Source organism: Rahnella ecdela (assembly GCF_019049625.1).
Lineage (GTDB): Bacteria > Pseudomonadota > Gammaproteobacteria > Enterobacterales > Enterobacteriaceae > Rahnella > Rahnella ecdela.
This window is the reverse complement of the sequence record NZ_JAFMOY010000133.1, coordinates 640,793-659,405: the sequence shown is the minus strand read 5'-3', so window position 1 is coordinate 659,405 and position 18,613 is coordinate 640,793. Positions and strand designations below refer to the sequence as shown.

The 18,613-nt window shown below is 52.0% G+C and carries 16 protein-coding genes and 1 other annotated feature; of the genes, 9 read left to right on the top strand and 7 right to left on the bottom strand.

Annotated features, from left to right (window positions below; all coding sequences use genetic code 11):
• Positions 1-95: IS3 family transposase (locus J1784_RS26280; RefSeq protein ID WP_217147578.1), on the top strand; the 95-nt coding region annotated here is incomplete at its 5' end.
• Between the two features lie 87 nt (positions 96-182).
• Here the strand turns inward: J1784_RS26280 and J1784_RS26275 are convergent.
• Positions 183-1,184, bottom strand: coding sequence for a zinc-binding alcohol dehydrogenase family protein (locus tag J1784_RS26275; protein ID WP_217151615.1), 1,002 nt, complete (start codon positions 1,182-1,184; stop codon positions 183-185).
• A 100-nt stretch (positions 1,185-1,284) separates the two neighbouring features.
• Between J1784_RS26275 and J1784_RS26270 the strand changes: the two genes are divergently transcribed.
• The gene (locus tag J1784_RS26270) at positions 1,285-2,193 is read left to right on the top strand and encodes a LysR family transcriptional regulator (protein ID WP_217151614.1); all 909 of its coding nucleotides are present in this window, start codon (positions 1,285-1,287) and stop codon (positions 2,191-2,193) included.
• Positions 2,194-2,257: 64 nt separating this feature from the next.
• On the opposite strand, the gene ettA is transcribed toward J1784_RS26270, so the two are convergent.
• The 3 genes from ettA to J1784_RS26255 all read right to left on the bottom strand — a co-directional run bounded on the left by ettA (position 2,258) and on the right by J1784_RS26255 (position 7,865).
• Entirely contained in the window at positions 2,258-3,925 is a 1,668-nt protein-coding gene (gene ettA, locus J1784_RS26265) for an energy-dependent translational throttle protein EttA (protein ID WP_120132595.1), read from the bottom strand.
• A gap of 201 nt (positions 3,926-4,126) precedes the next feature.
• Positions 4,127-4,807: a transcriptional regulator RcsA gene (gene rcsA / locus J1784_RS26260; RefSeq protein ID WP_217151613.1), complete on the bottom strand. Its 681-nt coding sequence runs from the start codon at positions 4,805-4,807 to the stop codon at positions 4,127-4,129.
• Between the two features lie 319 nt (positions 4,808-5,126).
• A complete protein-coding gene (locus tag J1784_RS26255) occupies positions 5,127-7,865 on the bottom strand; it encodes a cation-transporting P-type ATPase (protein ID WP_217151612.1) in 2,739 nt (912 codons plus the stop codon).
• A gap of 586 nt (positions 7,866-8,451) precedes the next feature.
• Here J1784_RS26255 and sltY point away from each other — a divergent pair.
• Positions 8,452-10,380, top strand: coding sequence for a murein transglycosylase (gene sltY / locus J1784_RS26250; RefSeq protein ID WP_217151611.1), 1,929 nt, complete (start codon positions 8,452-8,454; stop codon positions 10,378-10,380).
• A 54-nt stretch (positions 10,381-10,434) separates the two neighbouring features.
• Positions 10,435-10,770: a trp operon repressor gene (gene trpR / locus J1784_RS26245; protein WP_217151610.1), complete on the top strand. Its 336-nt coding sequence runs from the start codon at positions 10,435-10,437 to the stop codon at positions 10,768-10,770.
• A gap of 32 nt (positions 10,771-10,802) precedes the next feature.
• Here trpR and yjjX read toward each other — a convergent pair whose 3' ends face one another.
• Complete coding sequence (gene yjjX / locus J1784_RS26240) at positions 10,803-11,336, bottom strand: inosine/xanthosine triphosphatase (protein WP_217151609.1); 534 nt, start codon at positions 11,334-11,336, stop codon at positions 10,803-10,805.
• 51 nt (positions 11,337-11,387) lie between these two features.
• Between yjjX and gpmB the strand changes: the two genes are divergently transcribed.
• A complete protein-coding gene (gene gpmB / locus J1784_RS26235) occupies positions 11,388-12,035 on the top strand; it encodes a 2,3-diphosphoglycerate-dependent phosphoglycerate mutase GpmB (RefSeq protein WP_217151608.1) in 648 nt (215 codons plus the stop codon).
• A 12-nt stretch (positions 12,036-12,047) separates the two neighbouring features.
• Here the strand turns inward: gpmB and robA are convergent, their stop codons facing one another.
• Positions 12,048-12,911, bottom strand: coding sequence for an MDR efflux pump AcrAB transcriptional activator RobA (gene robA, locus J1784_RS26230; RefSeq protein ID WP_120508004.1), 864 nt, complete (start codon positions 12,909-12,911; stop codon positions 12,048-12,050).
• Between the two features lie 208 nt (positions 12,912-13,119).
• On the opposite strand from robA, the gene creA reads away from it, so the two are divergent.
• Positions 13,120-13,602, top strand: coding sequence for a protein CreA (creA, locus tag J1784_RS26225; RefSeq protein ID WP_217151647.1), 483 nt, complete (start codon positions 13,120-13,122; stop codon positions 13,600-13,602).
• A 108-nt stretch (positions 13,603-13,710) separates the two neighbouring features.
• Here the strand turns inward: creA and arcA are convergent, their stop codons facing one another.
• Positions 13,711-14,427 (bottom strand): two-component system response regulator ArcA, encoded by a 717-nt coding sequence (arcA, locus tag J1784_RS26220; protein ID WP_112168192.1) that lies wholly within the window; start codon positions 14,425-14,427, stop codon positions 13,711-13,713.
• A 665-nt stretch (positions 14,428-15,092) separates the two neighbouring features.
• Here arcA and J1784_RS26215 point away from each other — a divergent pair.
• The 3 genes from J1784_RS26215 (at position 15,093) to thrA (ending at position 18,613) form a co-directional block, all read left to right on the top strand.
• Positions 15,093-15,779, top strand: a complete 687-nt coding sequence (locus tag J1784_RS26215) for a tRNA/rRNA methyltransferase (protein WP_217151607.1) — start codon at positions 15,093-15,095, stop codon at positions 15,777-15,779.
• 216 nt (positions 15,780-15,995) lie between these two features.
• The gene (gene thrL / locus J1784_RS26210) at positions 15,996-16,064 is read left to right on the top strand and encodes a thr operon leader peptide (RefSeq protein WP_071823645.1); all 69 of its coding nucleotides are present in this window, start codon (positions 15,996-15,998) and stop codon (positions 16,062-16,064) included.
• Positions 16,003-16,119 (top strand) — a sequence feature (Thr leader region). Its footprint overlaps the gene before it by 62 nt.
• A gap of 34 nt (positions 16,120-16,153) precedes the next feature.
• Positions 16,154-18,613, top strand: coding sequence for a bifunctional aspartate kinase/homoserine dehydrogenase I (gene thrA / locus J1784_RS26205; protein ID WP_217151606.1), 2,460 nt, complete (start codon positions 16,154-16,156; stop codon positions 18,611-18,613).

Genomic DNA, 18,613 nt, shown 5'->3' with positions numbered 1-18,613 from the left:
GGTATATCGGCTATTACAACAATGAACGGATCAAACTGAAGTTAAAGGGCCTGAGCCCGGTAGAATACCGGACCCGGGCCACAGCGGCAGCCTGATTACAACCGTCCAACTTTATGGGGTCAGTTCAGAAAGTGACGGGGCTTTTTTATTCCTGGGTGAAAGGATCAGACAGACCGGCAGGATCAGAACGCGACGACAACTTTGCCCTGCATATGGCCATCGATCACTTTGGCATGTGCCGCCTCAATGCTTTCGACGGTCAGGCCGTGAAGGGTTTCGCTCAGCGTGGTTTGCACTTTGCCTTCGTCTACCAGCGCGGCGACTTGTTTGAGGATCTCACCCTGCTCGGCAATATCCGGCGTGGTGAACATGCTGCGGGTATACATCAGTTCCCAGTGCAGCGCGGCACTTTTCAGTTTCAACTTGTTCATGTCCAGCGGATGTTCGTTTTCAACGATGGTACAAATGTGGCCCATCGGTGCGATTAGGTCGGTAATGGCTGCCCAGTGACCGTCGGTGTCGTTCAGGCACAGAATGAAATCCACCTGTTTAATATCGTGCTTCGCCAGCTCGCCTTTCAGATCTTTGTAATTCACGGTCAGATCTGCACCGCGATCCAGGCACCATTGTGCGGATTCCGGACGGGAAGCCGTCGCGATCACTTTCACTTTACTGCGCAATGACGCGAACGGGATCGCCAGCGAACCCACGCCACCGGCACCGCCGATGATCAGCAGTGTTTTGTCGGCAGAAGCGTCCTGAATTTTCAGATGCTCGAACAGAGATTCCCAGGCCGTCAGCGTGGTCAGTGGCATAGCGGCGGCCTGCGCCCAGTCCAGGCTTTTTGGTTTGAGGGAAACGATACGCGAGTCGATCAGTTGTTCAGTCGCATTGCTGCCTGAGCGGGTGATATCTCCGGCGTACCAGACTTCATCACCGGCTTTGAAATTTTTTACTGCGCTGCCGACTGATTTAACGATACCGCTGGCATCCCAGCCCAGCACTTTTGGCGCATCCAGACCGCTTTTCTGCACACCTTTATGCACTTTGGTGTCAACCGGGTTGATCGACACAGCTTTCACTTCCACCAGCAGATCGTAATCTTGCGCGACAGGTTGTGGTAATTCAACAGCGATAAAGTGTGCCGGATCTTTCGGGTTTACTGCGATTGCTTTAACAGACATCTTAATTCCTCCAGTAGGGTATACAGACAGTCTAGTCCTGATGACACAAGCTGATAAGATGGACAATAACTAACAAAGTGTTCGTCTCAGGTGAACAATCATGTTTAAACAACTTCAGGATATGGCGCTGTTTGCGCTGGTCGCGGAATGCGGCAGCTTCACACAGGCAGCCAGCCGCGCAGGTTTGCCAAAATCCAGCGTCAGTCAGCGTATCAGTCAGCTGGAAAAATCCGTCGGTATACGGTTACTCAACCGCACCACCCGCCAGCTGAATCTGACGTTCGCCGGTGAACGCTATCTGATCCACTGTCAGGAAATGATGCAGGCCAGCGAACGGGCGGAGCTGGCAATTCGCCGTCTGCGCGATAACCCGAGCGGGCGTTTGCGCATCACCAGCCCTGCCGGTCTGGGCGCAACGCTGCTGGCGCGGGTGAATGTCGAATTTCAAAAGCGCTATCCCGACGTGTCGCTGGAAGTGTCGGTTTCCGATGCGCTGGTGGATCTGGTGCAGGAAGGGTTTGATATCGCGCTGCGTACCGGTAAGCCGCAGGATTCTTCGCTGATTGGTCGTGAACTGGGACACAGCCCGCGCTATCTGCTGGCGTCACCGGCGTATCTGGCTCAGCATCCGGCCATTGAAACGCCGCAACAGCTGGCATCGCATCACTGCATTGCGCACCGGGCCTGGTCGGAATGGGTACTGCATCATGGCGAAACCTATCACCGCTGGCTGCTGCCTTCCGCGCACACTACCGACAACTTGCTTTACGCGCGGGAATGCGCGCTGGCGGGCGCGGGCATCACGCTGTTACCGGCATTTTTATGTCATGACGAAGTGGCACAGGGAACGCTGGTGCGGGTATTGCCGGAGTGGGAAGCAGAAGGGAATGATCTGTATCTGGTTTATCCGGGGCGGAAACTGAATTCACCGGCGCTGGCCTGTTTCATTGATTTTATGCTGGAGGAATATGGCTTTGCGAAGAGTTACAGCGAGGCGCTGGCAGGATAAATCTCAGCAAATTGCAGTTATAAAAAAGGCCCGTTTCCGGGCCTTAGCTGTTTTATAAAGACGATTACTTGATCATCTTTTTGTACTTGATGCGCTTCGGCTCTAATGCTTCGGCACCTAAAGTACGTTTTTTGTATTCTTCGTATTCGGTAAAGTTACCTTCGAAGAATTCGACTTTACCTTCATCCTGATAATCGAGGATGTGGGTCGCGATACGGTCGAGGAACCAGCGGTCATGGGAAATGACCATCGCGCAGCCCGGGAACTCCAGCAAGGCGTTTTCCAGTGCGCGCAGGGTTTCGATGTCGAGGTCGTTGGTCGGTTCATCGAGCAGCAACATGTTACCACCAACCTGCAGCAGTTTTGCCAGATGCAGACGGCCACGCTCACCACCGGATAATTCGCCCACGCGTTTGCCCTGATCAACACCTTTGAAGTTGAAGCGGCCAACGTAAGCACGGCTTGGCATTTCAGTGGTGCCGACACGCATAATGTCCTGACCACCGGACACTTCTTCCCACACGGTTTTGCTGTTGTCCATGGAATCACGGAACTGATCCACAGACGCCAGTTTCACGGTATCGCCCAGCTCGATGGTGCCGCCATTGGCTTCTTCCTGACCTGACATCATGCGGAACAGGGTCGATTTACCGGCACCGTTCGGACCGATAATCCCGACGATTGCGCCTTTCGGTACGGAGAAGGACAGGTCGTCGATCAGAACGCGATCACCATAAGACTTGCTCAGGTTTTTCACTTCAACGACTTTGTCGCCCAGGCGTGGACCTGGTGGAATGAACAGTTCGTTGGTTTCGTTACGTTTCTGGTATTCGGTGTTGTTCAGCTCTTCAAAGCGTGCCAGACGGGCCTTGCCTTTAGACTGACGGCCTTTCGCGCCCTGACGAACCCACTCCAGCTCTTTCTCAATAGATTTACGACGTGCCGCTTCAGAAGAAGCTTCCTGCGCCAGACGTTCATCTTTTTGTTCCAGCCAGGTGGAGTAGTTACCTTCCCACGGAATACCTTCACCGCGGTCAAGCTCAAGGATCCAACCGGCAACATTATCGAGGAAGTAACGGTCATGGGTAATCGCCACAACGGTACCTTCGAAGTCGTGCAGGAAGCGTTCCAGCCATGCCACAGATTCTGCATCCAGGTGGTTGGTCGGTTCGTCGAGCAGCAGCATGTCTGGTTTTTCGAGCAGCAGGCGGCACAGTGCCACACGGCGGCGTTCACCACCGGACAGCGTAGCCACTTTTGCATCCCAGTCCGGCAGACGCAGCGCATCCGCAGCACGTTCCAGTTGGCTGTTCAGGTTATGACCATCGTGCGCCTGAATGACTTCTTCCAGACGGCCCTGTTCAGCGGCCAGTTTGTCGAAATCAGCTTCCGGTTCAGCGTACAGCGCATAGACTTCATCAAGACGTTTTAACGCGCCAACGACTTCAGAAACGGCTTCTTCCACGGACTCACGCACGGTGTGTTCCATGTTCAGCTGTGGTTCCTGCGGCAGATAACCTATTTTCAGATCAGGCTGCGGGCGTGCTTCACCTTCGATGTCGGTATCAATACCGGCCATGATGCGCAGCAGGGTGGATTTACCTGAACCGTTCAGACCCAGAACACCGATTTTGGCGCCAGGGAAGAAACTCAGGGAGATGTTCTTAAGAATATGACGCTTCGGCGGAACAATTTTGCCGAGGCGATGCATGGAATATACGTATTGAGCCACGTTGTTTTGAGCCTCTTTCTGCGGGCCGCGCGCTTTCTGCGAAGGGCAGGCGCTGCGGCAAATTAAAGCCAGCCCCGCCTGACTGCGGCATGACTGATAAGGGTTCCGACTGCGAAGTTTAGCGTGTTTCAGTCGTGTACCCAACCATCAGGTTCACAGTAAGGCAAGAATGTTGCTGACTGCGGATAAGAGGGCAGGCTTTCAGCCGAAAGGAACGGTAAATTCATCCGGTTCACTCGCCGGACGTAATGGCTGGATGCGACCCACGAACATGCCGGTTGTCAGGATGTCGGTGAGCTTAACAACATGATATATCGCCTGTTTATTTTGTGTCTTCACCTTACGTTTGATATTGCCTTTATGCGAGGCCACGGTTTTCTGTTTGATGTTCAGATGCTCGGAAATGATTTGCGTGTTCAGCCCTGACATCCACATTTTAAGAATGCTTGATTCAGTCCGGCTCAGGCTGACCGGCGTAAGATCCAGCGATTGTTCCGTTTCCCCCGCACGCGATAAAAGCAGGTTGTGGGCGATCAACTGATGAATCGTGGTCGTGCGGATCGATTTCGACAAAATGATGATGTTTTTGCGGATCGGCACATAGTTCTGGTAATTGAGATTCTCTTTGGAAATAAAGACAAAGAAAAGCGTGCCGGGATGCGCGTCGATCACCGCCCTGAGGTCGTGGCCGGAAAGCGCATCAGACGTAAAACAATCTTCATTCACAAAGATGATTTCAGGCGTCAGGGAATTGCATGCGGCTTGCAGTGCGTTGATGTCCTTGAGCGAAAGAATGTCTTTCTGGTGTTGTCCGTTAAGTTGCAAGAGCGAATGCAATGCCAGCTGTGTGTAATAGCACTTATCTAAAATGAGCGATGACATTGTGGTTTACCTGTTTTTTGGCCTCTGTGTGACTGCGATGCAGAGAGACTCGTTTTTATAAAACTGACCGTATTGCGATGGGGCGATCCTTTAAAAGCAGCCGGAGTGCTGCATAACTCAAATTGCTGTGAAACGGGATACCCTTGGCGAGAGTAATAAAACGGTGAGAGATTGATGTAAATCAGCAGAAAGGGTTTTGGGATGTTTTGCGCGATCTCTGAGACGAACTGAACGCCAGCGCCTCAAAAGTTTCAGAAATATGACCATTTTAAGGCTAAAAACCGGGCTACCAAAGACAGCCCGGCGAGGTATTTCAGATTCAGTCTTTCTTGCGGATAAACCGGTTAACCAGCCATTTTTCAATTTCGACAATCACGAAGATCATCGCGCCGACCATCAGGGTGATGCCCCAGAATTTCAGCGGCATTGGCACGGTGCCGAACAGCGAGTTCATGACCGGCAGATAAATCAGCGCCAGTTGCAGGAGCAGTAACACGCCGGAGACAATCCACAGTCCTTTGTTAACGAACACTTCGCTACTCAGCGGGAAGCGGTCCATCACGCGGCAGTTAAACATGTACACCCACTGTGCGGTAACCAGCGTCTGCAACAAAACGGTACGGATCAAATCGCTGCTGTAGCCCTGCGGCTGCATCCAGGCTTCGAGAACGAAGGCGCTGCAGGCAATCAGAATACCGACGAAAGCGATACGCCAGACGGCATGCAGGTCGAGAACGTGCTGACCCGGAGCGCGCGGACGGCGGCGCATCATGCCTTTTTCTGCCGGCTCAAAGGCCAGACCGAAGGACAGCGTGGTCGATGTCGCCATGTTCATCCACAGGATCTGGACCGGCGTCAGCGGAATAACCGCCCCGGCAAGAATCGCCAGAATAATCAGCAGTCCCTGCGCGAGGTTAGTCGGCAGGATGAACAGAATGGTTTTTTTCAGGTTGTCGTATACGCGACGCCCTTCTTTCACCGCGCTGGCGATGGTGGCAAAGTTGTCATCGGTCAGCACCATGTCTGCGGCTTCTTTGGTGACTTCGGTACCTTTGATACCCATGGCGATACCGACATCGGCCTGTTTCAACGCCGGTGCGTCATTAACTCCATCGCCGGTCATCCCGACCACTTCGCCGTTTTCCTGCAAGGCTTTGACCAGGCGCAATTTATGCTCGGGGCTGGTACGGGCGAAAATATCGTACTGCCTGGCGGCAACGGCCAGTTCAGCGTCATCCATATGCTCAAGCTGGTAACCGGTAATGGAATCACCGCTGTTGCCGATGCATAACATTTTGCCGATAGCCATCGCGGTTTCCTGATGGTCACCGGTTATCATCTTCACGCGGATCCCGGCCTGCTGACACTGCGCAATCGCGTCAATGGCTTCAGGGCGGGGCGGATCCATCATGGCGGCAATACCTGCGAACACCAGCCCTTGTTGCAGGTGGCTGTGGTTCAGTTCACCTTCAATTTCAGGCTCATCTTTGATAGCCGCGGCCACCATGCGCAGCCCCTGACGGGCATAGCGCGCCATCTCTTCTTCCCAGTACTCGCGGCAAAAAGGCTGAACGCCATTTTCCGTCAGTTCATCAGTCGCTAAGGAGAACAGAACATCCGGGGCGCCGGTCACAAACAGCTGGGTTTTGCCACCGATACGCTGCAACGTCGCCATGTATTTGTGTTTGGAATCGAACGGGATTTTATCCAGAGCCTCAATCTGGCCAGTATGCAGATTGGCTTTTGCCGCCAGCACTTTCAGTGCGGCGGACGTCGGCCCGCCGGTAATTCCCCAATGACCTCTGTCATCCTGAATCAGCTGGCTGTCGTTACAGATATCCACGGCAGTGATGAACGTGTTGAGCACCGGCATACTGATGACATCCACCTGGCGCTGCGTGTGTTCTTCCACGATACGGCCTTTGGGCTGGTAGCTTTCGCCTTCTACATCGTAAGCGCGGTCTGCCAGAATCACCGCTTTTACGGTCATTTCATTCATGGTCAGCGTGCCGGTCTTATCCGAGCAAATGACGGTCATGGAGCCCAGCGTTTCGACGGTCGGCAGCTTGCGAATAATGGCGTGATTACGCGCCATCGACTGTACACCCAGCGACAGGATAATTGAGATAATCGCCGGTAAGCCCTCAGGGACGGAAGCCACGGCCAGACTGATCAGTGAGAGCAGCAGTTCCCCCAGTGGCATATCGCGCAGGATGAAGGCGAAAACAAACAGGAACGCCATCATCAGCAGGATCAGGGCGAAAATACCTTTACCCAGTTTGTCGATTTGCTGTAACAGCGGAGTGCGCTGCGCTTTAATCGCCGACATCATCTGGCTGATGTGACCCAGTTCGGTGTCCTGACCGGTGGCATAAACCACACCGGTGGCGGTGCCGCCGCTTACCATGGTGCCGGAGAACAGCAAATTGTGGCGATCGCCGATCATAACTTCATCGTCGATAACCAGAGCGTTCTTGATGACGACGGTAGATTCGCCGGTAAGGATGGCTTCTTCGACCTGCAGGTTGTGTGCGCTGACGATACGGACGTCTGCCGGGATTTTGTCTCCGGGACGCAGTTGCACGATATCGCCGGGCACCAGCTGGTCGGCATTGATGGTTTGCACTTGTCCGTCACGCATTACTACGGCCTGACTGGACAGCATGTTCTGAATGCTTTTCAGCGATTTTTCGGCGCTGTTTTCCTGCAGAAAACCAATCAGTGCGTTGATCACCGCCACGCCCAGGATCACAAAGGTATCGACCCAGTGCCCCATAGCTCCGGTGACGACGGCGGCAGCGAGCAGGATGTAAATCAGGACATCATTGAAGTGCGCCAAAAAACGCATCAGGGCGCTTTTTGATTGTTTTTCAGGTAATGCATTCAGGCCATATTTTTGCAGGCGTTCGCTGGCTTCCTGCCGGGTCAGACCGTTTTCGCCGGTTTCCAGGCGCTGCATCGCGTCGTGACTACTAATCTGGTACCAGTTTTTGTTTTCTGCTGCGGAAGATGAGGAGGGGCTGGCATTCGTTTTTACAGATGAAGTTAAATGAGTCATATACTTTTCCATAAGCGAAGAACTGGGCTGTTATTAATATTTCAATCCTGACGGTGAAATGGTGAATATCAATAAAGCAATTTCACAATAGGGTGTAATCATAATTAATAAGCTGAATAGAAAGTTGATCTGAGCCAATAAATACTTTTTTACATTGATATTGATAATAAAAACCGTTTAAATACATAGTATTGCTTGAATTAGGAATTTGCGTATTATTAACCAGTCATTTAAGGTTTGTTTAGGAATTAGTTATCTGAGTAAATTGATGTAAATAAAGCTGAGTTTTGTCAGTGTGGTTATTTTATCTGTAATTGCAAGGGGACTGTCTACTTGCTATTGAGGGGAGAATACCCGCTAAATAGCTGCGGGTATAACGCACGTCAAAATTATTCTTACCTCTACTTTCTGTGACAGAAAATAGATCTGCCATCGTCTGGTAACTGCCGGACGCTTGCACCACACTGTGTAAAGTTTGTGATGCTGTCCCCGCATCGCTTCAATTTTAAAAATGAATCGATTAGCGTAGTGGCTGTCTACACAATGCAGAACAGTTTCGGCACAACCCGTGAGGATAAAGGTAAGTATGGTCAAGGTGGACAAATGGCACTCTCTGGCACTGAGCATGTTGCTGGTGACAGTATCGGGCGTGGCGAACGCTGACTCGCTGGACGCACAGCGCCAGCACTATATGCAAATTAAACAGGCGTGGGATAACAACCAGATGGACGTTGTCAGCCAGCTGATGCCGACGCTGGAAGACTATCCTCTTTATCCTTATCTGGAATACCGCCAGCTGACGCAGGATCTGGGTGACGCGACACCGGCGCAGGTCAACGCGTTTGTGAAAGCGAACCCGACCTTGCCACCGGCGCGTTCCCTGCCAGCCCGCTTCGTGAATGAACTGGCGCGGCGTCAGGACTGGAACAGTTTGCTTTCATATAGCCCGCAACCGCCAAAACCGGTAGCGGCGCGCTGTAACTACTATTACGCAAAATGGGCGACCGGCGATCAGAAAACCGCGTTCGATGGCGCGAAAGATATCTGGTTAACTGGCACATCGCTGCCCAATACCTGCGACAAATTATTTTCGGTCTGGCAGGGCGCGGGTAATCAGACCGCGCTGACCACGCTGCAACGTATTGGTCTGGCGATGAAAGCCGGGAACACCAGTCTGGTTAGTTATCTGGCCAAACAGTTGCCGCCGGATTATCAGACCATGCGCGATGCGCTGGTCGATCTGCAAAATAATCCTAATACGCTTGAAAGCTTTGCACGCAACGTCGGACCGACCGATTTTACCCGTAACGCCACCAGCATTACGTTCGCGCGAATTGCCCGCGATGATGCCGAAAACGCCCGTTCGATGATCCCGGTTCTCGCGCGTTTGCAGAAGATGAGCGACAGCGAACGGCTGGATCTGGAAGAAACCGTTGCCTGGCGTTATATGGGCAGCGACGCCACGCCGGAACAGTCCGCATGGCGCGATAACGTTATTCTGCGCAGCCATTCCACGACGCTTGTTGAACGCCGTATCCGTATGGCGCTGGCGGCGGGCGATCGTCAGGGCCTGAATCAGTGGCTGCAACGGTTGCCGCCGGATGCCCTGCAACAGGACGAATGGCAATACTGGCGTGCGTCAGTGATGATCGACAACGGTCAGCGCTCGCAGGGTGAAGCGATGCTGCGCACATTAATGAAAGGGCGGGGATTCTATCCGATGGCGGCGGCGCAAAAGCTGAATGTCGCTTATCCGATGCAGATTTCTGTGGCCGCGAAACCTGACGCCAGCATTGCGAAATTACCGGAAGTCGCCCGCGTTCGCGAGCTGATGTACTGGCAGATGGACAATCTGGCGCGCACCGAGTGGAGTTATCTGGTCAGCAGCCGCACGGAATCTCAGCAGTCGGCGCTGGCGCGTTACGCATTCGAGCAAAAATGGCCAGATCTCAGTGTGCAGGCGACCATTACCGGCAAGCTTTGGGATTACCTCGAAGAACGCTTCCCGCTGGCCTGGCCGGATGAATTCCGTCGCGCGACCAACGATAAAGGCATCACGCAAAGCTACGCGATGGCGATTGCGCGTCAGGAAAGTGCGTGGAATCCGAAAGCCCGTTCGCCGGTGGGCGCTGCCGGTCTGATGCAGGTGATGCCTGCGACTGCGCAGCATACCGTGGAGATGTTTGGCTTACAGGGGTACAGCAATCCGGGACAGCTTTTGGATCCGCAGATGAACATTACGATCGGCACAAGCTATCTGGAATATGTCTACCAGATGTTTGGCCGCAACCGTATTTTGTCCAGCGCCGCTTATAACGCCGGGCCTTCACGCGTGAATACCTGGCTGGGTAACAGCGCGGGCAGGGTGGATTCAGTGGCGTTCATCGAGAGTATCCCTTTCTCTGAAACTCGTCGATATGTTAAAAATGTGTTGGCATATGATGCGTTTTATCGTTATTTTTTACATCAACCCGCCAAGATTTTGACGGATGCCGAATGGCAGAGGCGTTACTGATCCCGCGTCGTTTATGATAAGCTGCTGTACTAGTTTAATAGTATGGCAGCCATCATGACCCAACGACCAATCAATGACCCTGCTCTTTCCCAACAAGGCAATGAGGACTGGCAATGCTTTCTGGCATTGCTGCAGCAATCTTTTGCTGAAAATTTGCATCAGGATTTGCTGCAACTGCTGCTTACGCCCGACGAACGCGCGGCGCTGGGTACGCGGGTGCGGATTATTCAGGAACTGATGCGCGGAGAGTTGAGTCAGCGTGAGCTGAAAACCCAGCTGGGTGCGGGTATTGCCACGATAACCCGTGGTTCGAATGGGCTGAAAACGGCCCCGGCTGAACTTAAAGAATGGCTGAGTGAGCAGCTTCTGACAGATAAAACGGACGGCTGATGCGTCCGTTAACGTCTGAACCGTGTGATATTTTAGTGCGTTTGGGTTCTGACCTGATACACCGAATTATGGAAAGGCGCTAAAGCCAGTACCAGCGCCTGATGATAAACGCTGGTGCGGGTCAATTTTCCTGCTGTAAAGATTCCGATAGCGCCGCCTTTACGTTTTACTTCCGCGATACCCGTCAGTTTTTCCATTTCATCTCCCAGTTCGCTGCCCTGGTTAATTCCTTGTAAAATAATTTCAGGTAACATCAGGCTCGCTGAACGGGATTCACCGCGCTGGTGCATATTCTCAATCACCATCCAGGCGAAGGTCATATTGTCTTCGACACCCGCTTCCACGCCGACCCAGAAGTCTGCCTCGGGGCGAACCTGGCGGGCGCCGATCACGCGATGGCGCGCGCCGGTACGGGTTTCATTACTGCCGATGGGTTGATTGGGAACACCACTGTCGACGTCAACGCCTTCAATGCGGAATGCCTCAGCGCCGAAAATATCTTCAAAAGCCAGGGCGATAGCTTTGATCTTTGCCGGGTTAGTGGTTGCAGCGACAACATGGTACATAGAGTTTTAGCATCCTTTAGCAAATTTCACGCAGTATAACGGAAAACACTCATGTTACAGGTATATCTCGTCCGTCACGGCGAAACAGAATGGAACGCCGCACGTCGTATTCAGGGGCAATCAGACAGCCCTCTGACGGCCAAAGGTCTTTATCAGGCTCGTCAGGTTGCTGAACGTGTGCGTAATGAAGGGATCACCCACGTCATCACCAGTGATTTAGGACGTACCCGCCACACGGCGCAGATTATCGCTGATGCCTGCGGGTGTGAAGTGATCAATGAGCCGCGTTTACGCGAATTACATATGGGCGTGCTGGAAGAACGAATTCTGGACGGCCTGACAGAGCAGGAAGAAGTGTGGCGTAAGCAGATGGTCGATGGTTCACCACAAGGGCGTATTCCTGAAGGTGAAACGATGACGGAGCTGGCTGCGCGTATGCGTGCGGCACTCGACAGCTGCCTGGATTTACCTGAAGGAAGCAAGCCTTTGCTGGTGAGTCATGGCATCGCGCTGGGTTGCCTGATCAGTACGATCCTCGGGCTGCCGGCTTATGCGGAACGTCGTCTGCGCCTGCGCAACTGTTCACTTTCGCGTGTCGATCATCAGCAAAGTGCCTGGCTGGCGAATGGCTGGATTGTGGAAACGGCGGGCGATGTCTCACATCTGGAACTGCCCGCGTTAGACGAATTGCAACGCTAACGCCAGAAGGCGTTAGCGGCGGATTGGGATCAGGTAATCACACTGTATTTCGGTTGGCGCGGTGCCCGGAGCACGGCCATTCGTGTAAAAGCGTTCGATATCCTGTCCCTTTCTGCGGGTCAGTTTCAATGTTGGCAGACACGTGCTGTACAACGTCAGAATGAATTCCTGTAAATGCTCCGGCGTACCATTGTAATGGAACATGGCGTATTCGCCGTGCTGCAAGACAATCGGCTGACCTTCAACATTTTCCGGCAAGTGCTGAGCTTCCAGCGCGGTCGTGTACAATACTTCCTGCTCGTCATCTTTTTCCTGGCTTGGACGCGAATGGTGCAGGCCATAAAGAATTGGCGGCAACGTTTTCGCTTCACCAATATACTGACGCCAGAAATGACGACGCATCTCGTTACGGTATGTGGTGATTTGCTCCAGCGTACAGGCGTAACTTTGTGTCATCCCGACCAGATGCTGTTCCGGCAGTGAGATATATTCGGGCTGCGGCAGAATAAACGCGCCCAGACGGATTGGAGGACAAATCCCGAATGAATGCCAGTCTTCAGCACGACGATACAGTGCCGGAGTTTGTGCAAATTGTTTTTTGAATGCCCGGGTAAATGTTTGTTGCGAATCAAAACGATACTGAAGGGCGATATCTAAAATCGGTCGACTGGTGAGACGCAAAGCGACAGCCGCTTTCGAAAGACGGCGGGCACGAATATAAGCGCCAATGGCATTATTAGTGACATCTTTAAACATGCGCTGCAGGTGCCATTTGGAATAGCCGGCCTTGGCTGCAACATTGTCGAGTGACAAGGGCTGGTCTAAATGGGTTTCTAACCAGCTAAGAAGGTCACGAATGATTCCTGCTTGATCCATAGATCGTCCTCGTTGAACTAAGATAAATGCACAGAATGATGGGCGGCATAATAGCAACTTTTTACCGATAAGACTTCCTAAGAATTTTTTGGCTATCTGTGCTATTTGCGTGTGTTACAGAGTATTTCATTCCGAAAGTGTGAATACACGCTTTCCCTGTAGGGTTTCTTTAGAAAACAACGTCATGCTGATGACGTGGAGTAACTTAATGAATAGATGTTGGATTTTTGTTTTTTCGATGTTTGCTTTTTGTTCTACAGCAGCGCATGCAGAGCAGGTCGGTTCGGTTGATACCGTCTTCAAACTCTTCGGTCCCGACCACAAGATTGTCGTCGAGGCTTTTGATGATCCTGATATTAAAAATGTAACTTGTTATATCAGCCGTGCGAAAACCGGCGGCATTAAGGGCGGTTTAGGTCTTGCAGAAGATACTGCCGATGCGGCGATTTCGTGTCAGCAGGTGGGCCCGATTGAGCTGAGCGATAAGATTAAGCAAGGCAAAGACAAGGGAATCGTTGTTTTTCAGAAACGCACATCGCTGGTATTTAAAAAACTGCAGGTGGTCCGTTTTTATGATGAGAAACGTAACGCGCTTATCTACCTGAGCTATTCCGATAAAGTCGTGGATGGTTCACCGAAAAACGCACTGAGCGCCGTGCCGATTATTCCGTGGGCGCACGCCGCTCCCTGATTTCTCCGCAGTACGCACAAAACAAAAGGCCAGCTTTCGCTGGCCTTTGATGTTTCTTTTTAGCGGGTACCGTTTCACCGGATACAGTGCGGTTGGCAACCTTCTGTATCAGTCTTCCAGATCACCGCAGAAACGATAGCCTTCGCCATGAATGGTGGCGATGATTTCAGGGGTGTCAGGCGTCGCTTCGAAATGTTTACGGATGCGACGGATGGTGACGTCAACGGTACGGTCATGCGGCTTCAGCTCACGGCCGGTCATTTTCTTCAGTAAATCGCCACGGGTTTGAATTTTGCCCGGGTTTTCGCAGAAGTGCAGCATGGCGCGGAATTCGCTGCGCGGTAACTTGTACTGCTCGCCTTGAGGGCTCACCAGCGAACGGCTGTTGATGTCGAGTTCCCAGCCATTGAATTTGTAGCTTTCAACCAGACGACGTTCTTCGCCGGTCGTGCCCAGATTCATAGTGCGGGACAGCAGGTTGCGTGCGCGGATAGTCAGTTCGCGAGGGTTGAACGGCTTTGTGATGTAATCATCAGCGCCGATTTCCAGACCCAGAATTTTATCAACTTCGTTGTCGCGGCCGGTCAGGAACATCAGAGCAACACTGGCTTGTTCGCGTAATTCGCGTGCCAGCAGCAGGCCGTTTTTGCCTGGCAGATTGATGTCCATGATAACCAGATTGATGTCATTTTCGGACAGAATGTGGTGCATTTCTGCGCCATCATTAGCTTCATGTACCATGTAGCCTTCTGCTTCAAAAATGCTCTTTAACGTATTACGTGTCACTAACTCGTCTTCGACGATCAGAATGTGAGGGGTCTGCATGATTGCTACCTAAGATTGCCAACAAATAGAAAATAGGAGTACAGAAGTCCTTGTTATCCCAAAGAATTTTGATGCCTTTTTGGACATCTCACTCGTTACATGACTAAAGTACGTAAACGCGTTCTCGATGCAATTTCCATCAACGACAACAACATCGCAAGCTCGGTCAGGGATTCCACTTTCTGCAGTTCCACGGGGTCCTAAAGCGGCGCATATCCTAACCCTATTAACAGCAATATAACAGCGAGTGCCGAAATTACCACTCAACAAAATTACGGTTTGTTGACATATATCAAGTTCAATTGTAGCACGGTAACAGAACAGTGAAAAACACTTACAAGAATGCACGCTTGAGTCACATTTCGGCATTTATTGTACACGATTCAGCAAATGATTAAGAATCGAAAGATAAATGCAAAATCGTGATGATTCCTTATTATATATCCATATGAAAAATAATGATAAATTTTTCCTTCGTGTTGGCTTAATCGGGCCAGCACCTTTTTTACCTGCAGGGTAACGTTTTCCGATAAAATAAAGGAATATACCGAGCCGACTGTTAAGTTCTTGTGAAGAATATAAGCCATGAATAGATTTGGAACAGGGTGAAATTTCATCGCTTAAATACGGACGGCAATTTCTTTCCCCCTTTGCAAAGGCCCGACATGCAACTTCATATTATTTTAGTTTCCCCGGCTCGCCCGGAAAATGTCGGTGCGGCAGCCCGTGCAATGAAAACCATGGGCTTCGCATCGTTGCGTATTGTCGACAGCGAGGCGCATCTCAAGCCGGAAGCTGGCTGGGTGGCGCACGGTTCGCAGGAGATCCTGCAAAATGCGCTCCATTTCAATACCCTGGCCGAAGCGCTGGCGGACATTGATTTTACGATAGCCACCACCGCCCGCAGCCGGGCTAAATTTCACTATTACTGCACGCCTCAGGAATTGCAGGTGCAGCTCGAAGAAAAGAGCCAGTGGGTGAATAATGCTGCGCTGGTGTTTGGTCGTGAAGATTCCGGACTGACGAACGAGGAGCTCGAACTGGCGGATGTGCTGACCGGCGTACCGATGATGGCAGATTATCCCTCGCTCAATCTGGGGCAGGCGGTGATGGTCTTCTGTTATCAGCTCTCTTCTCTGAATCAGGTGACGTCGGCAAAACCTGAAACTGCCGAAGCCGGGCAGCTTTCAGCTTTGCGTGCCAGAGTCGGGCGTTTACTGCAAAATGTCGGAGCAGAAGATGACCAGAAATTGGCCGACTGGCTGCATCAGCGCCTCGGTCTTTTACAGCAGCGGGATGCCGCGATGCTACATACTTTGCTGCATGACATCGAAAAAAAGCTGACCTCATGATGTGAGGGGATTCTCTGCCTGAACAGTTCGATATCCGGTGTGAAAGGAGCAGAGTTGGCGATCGCACTGGAAAGGGTTTTAATGGCAGAGAATTATACAGTTGATTTTGTCCGTGACTAACCGGTCAAAAACAGAAAAAAATTGACTTGTTGTGCCTTATGCTTTAGCTAATAGAGGCAGACAGAGTACAAACCCTAAGACAGACAGAAAATAAAAATGCGAATCATCAGCCTGAATACAACAATTATTACCACCACCGATACCACAGGTAACGGGGCGGGCTGACGCGTACAGGAAAAAGAAAAAAAGCCCGCACCTAACCAGTGCGGGCTTTTTTTTTACATTTAAACGAGAGCTTCAGGAGAGAACCAGAAATGCGAGTGTTGAAATTTGGCGGGACCTCGGTAGCAAACGCAGAACGCTTCTTGCGGGTTGCGGACATTATGGAAAGCAATGCGCGTCAGGGACAGGTCGCAACGGTATTATCCGCGCCTGCCAAAATTACCAACTATCTGGTTGCCATGATTGAGCGAACTGTCGCAGGACAGGACATTCAGACCATCATGAGCGATGCAGAAAACATTTTTGGTCAGCTGATCACCGGTCTGGCAGCAGCGCAGCCGGGCTTTGATTTACCGAAAGTGAAAGCGTTTGTCGATCAGGAGTTCGCTCAGCTCAAACAACTGATGCACGGTATTACCCTGCTGGGCCAATGCCCTGATAGTGTGAACGCCTCCATTATCTGTCGTGGCGAGAAGCTCTCTATCGCCATCATGGAAGCCGTATTTCTGGCGAAAGGTTTTGGCGTCACCGTCATCAATCCGGTTGAAAAGCTGCTTGCGCAGGGGCATTACCTCGAATCCACCGTGGATATCAACGAATCCACCCGCCGTATCGCCGCCAGCGCCATTCCCGCCGATCACATTGTGCTGATGGCCGGTTTCACTGCCGGTAACGAAAAAGGCGAACTGGTGGTGCTGGGCCGTAACGGATCCGACTATTCAGCTGCCGTGCTGGCCGCCTGTTTACGCGCGGACTGCTGTGAAATCTGGACCGACGTCGACGGCGTTTATACCTGTGACCCGCGGACTGTGCCGGATGCCCGCTTACTGAAATCGATGTCATATCAGGAAGCGATGGAGCTTTCGTATTTTGGCGCGAAAGTCCTTCACCCGCGTACCATCCTGCCGATTGCCCAGTTCCAAATCCCCTGCCTGATTAAAAACACCACTAACCCGCAGGCGCCAGGTACGCTGATTGGTAGCGAAAGTCTTGATGACAGCACGCCGGTAAAAGGCATCACCAATCTGAATAACATGGCGATGATCAACGTTTCCGGTCCGGGAATGAAAGGGATGATCGGCATGGCGGCGCGCGTATTTGCCGTGATGTCCCGCTCCGGCATTTCTGTCGTGTTGATCACCCAGTCTTCTTCCGAATACAGCATCAGTTTCTGTGTACCGCAAAGCGAGCTGCAACGCGCCCGTAAAGCGCTGGAAGACGAGTTCTATCTTGAGCTGAAAGACGGCCTGCTCGAGCCGCTGGACGTGATGGAAAAACTGGCGGTCATTTCCGTCGTCGGCGATGGTATGCGTACGCTGCGCGGTATCTCGGCGAAATTCTTCTCGGCGCTGGCCCGCGCCAACATCAATATCGTCGCGATTGCTCAGGGCTCTTCCGAACGATCTATTTCCGTTGTCGTCAATAATGACGATGCGACCACCGGTGTGCGCGTCAGCCATCAGATGCTGTTCAACACCGATCAGGTAATCGAAGTGTTCCTGATAGGCGTCGGCGGCGTGGGCGGGGCGTTGATCGAACAGATCCGCCGTCAGCAGCAGTGGCTGAAAACCAAACACATCGATCTGCGCGTATGCGGCATCGCCAATTCCCGTGCGTTACTGACTAACGTTCACGGTATTGCGCTCGAAACCTGGCGCGATGAGCTGGCTGCTGCGAAAGAACCACTGAACCTGGGGCGTCTGATCCGTCTGGTGAAAGAATATCACCTGCTGAATCCGGTGATCGTTGACTGCACGTCGAGCCAGGAAGTTGCCGATCAGTACGCTGATTTCCTCGCCGATGGTTTCCATGTGGTTACGCCAAACAAAAAGGCCAACACCTCGTCAATGAATTACTACCATCAGTTGCGTAAAGCGGCGGATGGTTCACGCCGTAAGTTCCTTTACGACACTAACGTCGGCGCGGGATTACCGGTTATCGAGAACCTGCAAAACCTGCTGAATGCAGGTGATGAACTGCTCCGTTTCTCCGGTATCCTTTCCGGTTCGCTGTCCTTCATCTTTGGTAAGCTGGACGAAGGCATGTCCCTGTCAGCCGCGACCTTGCAGGCGAAGGAAATGGGCTATACCGAACCGGATCCACGTGATGATCTTTCTGGTATGGACGTGGCGCGTAAGCTGCTGATCCTTGCCCGTGAAGCGGGTTACAAACTTGAGCTGTCAGATATCGATGTGGAATCTGTTTTACCGGCTTCTTTCAACAGTGAAGGCAATGTGAGTGATTTTGTCGCGCGTCTGCCGGAACTGGACGCGGAGTTTGCTCAGCGGGTGGCCGAAGCCACTGCCGCAGGCAAAGTATTGCGTTATGTCGGGGCTATCGAAGACGGTCAGTGCAAGGTAAAAATCGACGCTGTCGATGGTAATGACCCGCTATATAAAGTAAAAAATGGTGAGAATGCGCTGGCGTTTTACAGCCGCTATTATCAGCCGTTGCCGTTAGTTCTGCGTGGTTACGGTGCCGGGAATGATGTGACGGCGGCAGGTGTGTTTGCCGATCTTTTGAGAACGCTGTCATGGAAGTTAGGAGTTTAA

Coding starts and splice junctions, on each gene's coding strand:
- J1784_RS26255 (WP_217151612.1), bottom strand. CDS start 7,865: ATGACTCATTTAACTTCATCTGTAAAAACGAATGCCAGCCCCTCCTCA.
- J1784_RS26275 (WP_217151615.1), bottom strand. CDS start 1,184: ATGTCTGTTAAAGCAATCGCAGTAAACCCGAAAGATCCGGCACACTTT.
- thrA (WP_217151606.1), top strand. CDS start 16,154: ATGCGAGTGTTGAAATTTGGCGGGACCTCGGTAGCAAACGCAGAACGC.
- trpR (WP_217151610.1), top strand. CDS start 10,435: ATGACCCAACGACCAATCAATGACCCTGCTCTTTCCCAACAAGGCAAT.
- yjjX (WP_217151609.1), bottom strand. CDS start 11,336: ATGTACCATGTTGTCGCTGCAACCACTAACCCGGCAAAGATCAAAGCT.
- J1784_RS26270 (WP_217151614.1), top strand. CDS start 1,285: ATGTTTAAACAACTTCAGGATATGGCGCTGTTTGCGCTGGTCGCGGAA.
- sltY (WP_217151611.1), top strand. CDS start 8,452: ATGGTCAAGGTGGACAAATGGCACTCTCTGGCACTGAGCATGTTGCTG.
- robA (WP_120508004.1), bottom strand. CDS start 12,911: ATGGATCAAGCAGGAATCATTCGTGACCTTCTTAGCTGGTTAGAAACC.
- creA (WP_217151647.1), top strand. CDS start 13,120: ATGAATAGATGTTGGATTTTTGTTTTTTCGATGTTTGCTTTTTGTTCT.
- J1784_RS26215 (WP_217151607.1), top strand. CDS start 15,093: ATGCAACTTCATATTATTTTAGTTTCCCCGGCTCGCCCGGAAAATGTC.
- rcsA (WP_217151613.1), bottom strand. CDS start 4,807: ATGTCATCGCTCATTTTAGATAAGTGCTATTACACACAGCTGGCATTG.
- arcA (WP_112168192.1), bottom strand. CDS start 14,427: ATGCAGACCCCTCACATTCTGATCGTCGAAGACGAGTTAGTGACACGT.
- gpmB (WP_217151608.1), top strand. CDS start 11,388: ATGTTACAGGTATATCTCGTCCGTCACGGCGAAACAGAATGGAACGCC.